Origin of the sequence: Novipirellula sp. (assembly GCF_041583735.1) — a bacterium.
Lineage (GTDB): Bacteria > Planctomycetota > Planctomycetia > Pirellulales > Pirellulaceae > Novipirellula.
Map to the genome: position 1 here is coordinate 1 of NZ_JBFHFD010000826.1, position 3,215 is coordinate 3,215.

Below are 3,215 nucleotides of genomic sequence, written 5' to 3' on the forward strand. Positions count from 1 at the left end.
CAAAGTCAGTTTTTGCTTTTCTTGCCACCGAGCATAACGGTTATTGATTTCGATCTCGATCCCTACATACCGCCGCGAAGGATGATGGGTTCTCAGATAGGTGGTCAGGCCATCATCGATTCCGAGATACGGTTCGTTATGCCGGACACGTCGATTGGGAACCAAAGCTGCCATCCGGTTTCCAACTGCATCACAAAACAGACGCTCCTCGCGGCGCGCGGGGTCATAAAGGATGCCCAGATCGACCGGACGATGCGAGCCGCGAAAGCGGGGCGTGAACGTGTGCATCGACAAATGAATCACGCGGTCGTGGCATTTCAGCAATGTGCGGATTTTGGCTTCAACGCATTTTCGGTAGGGATAATAGTATTTTTTTAAAAGCGAGGCTTGATCGCTTTGCGTAAGCGACCGGGAGTATTTCGAAAATAATTGGGGATTGTCGAGCGAGCGATTTAGATCGACCAGCAACCGCGTTGTCGTCGACGAGATCAGCGGGGATTCAAGTCTTGAACTCAACTGTGTCGCGGCGTGCAGCGAACCGGGGTCATATCCACGGTGGCTATGGAGGTCTCGTTTCGCACCAGGCGATGTAAACATCGCCGCGTATTCATCGGGAACCTCGTTTCCAGCATGTTCGCACGTGATCAGAAAACGTGTCGTTATCATGGCATCAGCGGTTGCCACTGCTGCAAGCAATCCGCGACTTGATCGTAGGCATCATGCAGTTCTTCGTGCGAGAACGAATCCCCCACGAGATTTAAGATGCGAGTCGACAGCGTGCCGTGGTCCAAGATGATTTTCAGTGGTGCCATCAAACTGTCCAACGCCGAGTCTTCGCTTCGCAGCGTTTGGACCAAATGTTGCCAAAGATCGCCGCAGCGAATCGAGGGAGCGGTAATGCCAAAGTGTTGCAAAAATTCTTGGTCAGTAATGACAGTATGTTCGGCTGTTTTGGAGCACTCGGTGAGCAGCGATTTTAAACGCTCGGTTGGCATTTGCTTTTGTGATTCCAGCGACGACCATTTTTCCTGTGTCAATGCACGCAGCACTGCAACGACGGCGGCACAAATCGACACGTCGGCGGCCGGGTACTCTTGCACATCCATCACGCGGATTTCGACCGAACCACGGTCAAAGCGAGCGATCGCCCCACGCGCGTTCAAAAAATCGCACTCCATCGTCCGCTCGGGATCAAGCGGTTGGATCGCCTTGGCAATCGGTCCGAAGATCTCGCGACGATAGCTGGCTTCGTCGTAAAGCGGCTCGGGAATCACCGGTCCCATCAATTCCGGTACACGATCGCAATGCGACATGTACATTTTCATTCGGGTCGAATGCCAGCCACTGATCTGGGAATCGACGATCGGCGAGCTGGCAGCCAAAGCGGGCAGCAGCGGCAACACCAAGCGGACGGCTGCATGCAATTTCGCAAACTGTTCGTCCCCGTTAAACGGCAAGTTCAAATGCACGCTTTGCACATTGGCCCAGCCGTGGGAATTGCAGTTGAATATTTTGTGATACTGCTCGTAGATCTCGTGGCACTCATGCGGCCAAAGTTTGGTCTCGCTGGCGGGATGCATCCAAGGATGCATCGATGTCGGAAGTAGCCGCAAACCATGTTTCTCGAGCACCGGATCGATCGCGTGAACGGCGTTTTCAAATTGAGTGGGCAGCCGGACCAGATTTGGAATCGGATCGGTGATCTTGAGCTCGATCACATGTAACGCCAATTCGTTGGACCATGTGCAAAGCCCCGAACTGCTGTCTGATGGAAATTCATCAGCGTTGGCGTTGCTCAGCGATTGCAGCACTCGATCGGCGCTACTGCGGACCGACAATTGGTCGCGGTCGACGATGACATATTCCAGTTCGATGCCATATGCTTCAAAGAGGCCGCGTTTGACAGCTTCGTTCATTGATTGTTGTCTCCCGCTTTGCGGCGCTCGATACGCCGCAAAAATGATTCCATGATTCGGCGATACAAATCTTCACGTAGGATGGCGTCTTCGACCCCCGAATCAAGATTGGGATTGTCATTGACTTCGATAATATAGAATTTTCCGTCACTCTCTTTGACATCAACGCCATACAAACCGTCTCCGATGATGTTGGCGGCTTTGACAGCGATGCTGACCGCGCGACGCGGAGCCAATTCGACGGGCAACGTTTCCGCTTTCCCGAATGTCTGTTTGCCTTCGTCTTCGTACTTGGCGATTTGCCAGTGTCCGCGTGCCATGTGGTACTTGCTGGCGAAAAACGCCCGTCCATCGAGCACTCCGATACGCCAATCGAAATCGGTTCGCATGAATTGTTGGGCAATCACGAGCTCGGAATGCTCGAACATTTCCTCGAGTTTTTCTGCCAATTCTGCTTCCGTTTCAGCTTTGGTCACCCCCTTGGAAAAAGCGCTATCGGGACGCTTCAGCACGCAAGGTAATCCGATCGTTGGCACAATTTGGTCGGCGTTGCGGCGGTGCACGACGATTGTCTTGGGCACATCGATCTTGGCTTTTTCCAAAATTTCCGCCAGATAGACCTTGTTGGTACAGCGAATGATCGATTGAGGGTCATCCATCACAATCAATCCTTCGCGTTCGGCCCAGCGTGCGAGTCGATAGGTGTGGTGATTGACCGAGGTGGTTTCGCGAATGAACAATGCGTCAAACTCGAGCAGTCGCCCCGCGTCTTCGCGTGTCAATAATTCCGCACGAATACCAAGCGAGGCCGCTGCCTTGATCATTTTTTGCAGCGCCTTGGGATCCGACGGCGCAAGGTCTTTTTCGTTCGGGTCATGCAGAATGGCGAGGTCATAACGCAGCGAGTTTTTCTTGCTTCGCGCCGCACCACGGCCAGCAAAGTGCAGTTCGGCTTGCTGAGCGACAAACGGCCAATGCGCTTGCGGGACTGATTTGATTCCGATCACTTCGGCTCGTCGCAGTCGCCATTTCTCTTTGCGACGCGTGAACTCGAAACGCAGCAAGGGGCAAGGAAACGTGTTAAACAACTCGCGTGATAAACGATCGTATCGTTTGGCCAGGTTGCGGCCAAAATAGACGCTTAGCTCAAATTCGTCTTTTGTTAACGGCGAAAGCGCGTGTTGGATTAGCTCATCTAATTCCGGCGACAATAATCGTACATTGGCTTTACCGGCCAAGTCTTGGATCGCCATCACATTGGGCATCGGTCGATGGCCGCGAGCTTCGGCCAGCAGCGAA

At 53.1% G+C, this 3,215-nt stretch carries 3 protein-coding genes; all 3 read right to left on the reverse strand.

The window, feature by feature from the left end:
* Positions 1-666: N-formylglutamate amidohydrolase (locus ABX962_RS33315; RefSeq protein WP_372725987.1), on the reverse strand; the 666-nt coding region annotated here is incomplete at its 3' end.
* A complete protein-coding gene (locus ABX962_RS33320) occupies positions 663-1,916 on the reverse strand; it encodes a glutamate-cysteine ligase family protein (RefSeq protein WP_372725988.1) in 1,254 nt (417 codons plus the stop codon). The genes ABX962_RS33320 and ABX962_RS33315, both read right to left, overlap by 4 nt.
* Positions 1,913-3,215 (reverse strand): RimK family protein (locus ABX962_RS33325; protein ID WP_372725989.1); only part of this gene is annotated, 1,303 nt, incomplete at its 5' end. The genes ABX962_RS33320 and ABX962_RS33325, both read right to left, overlap by 4 nt.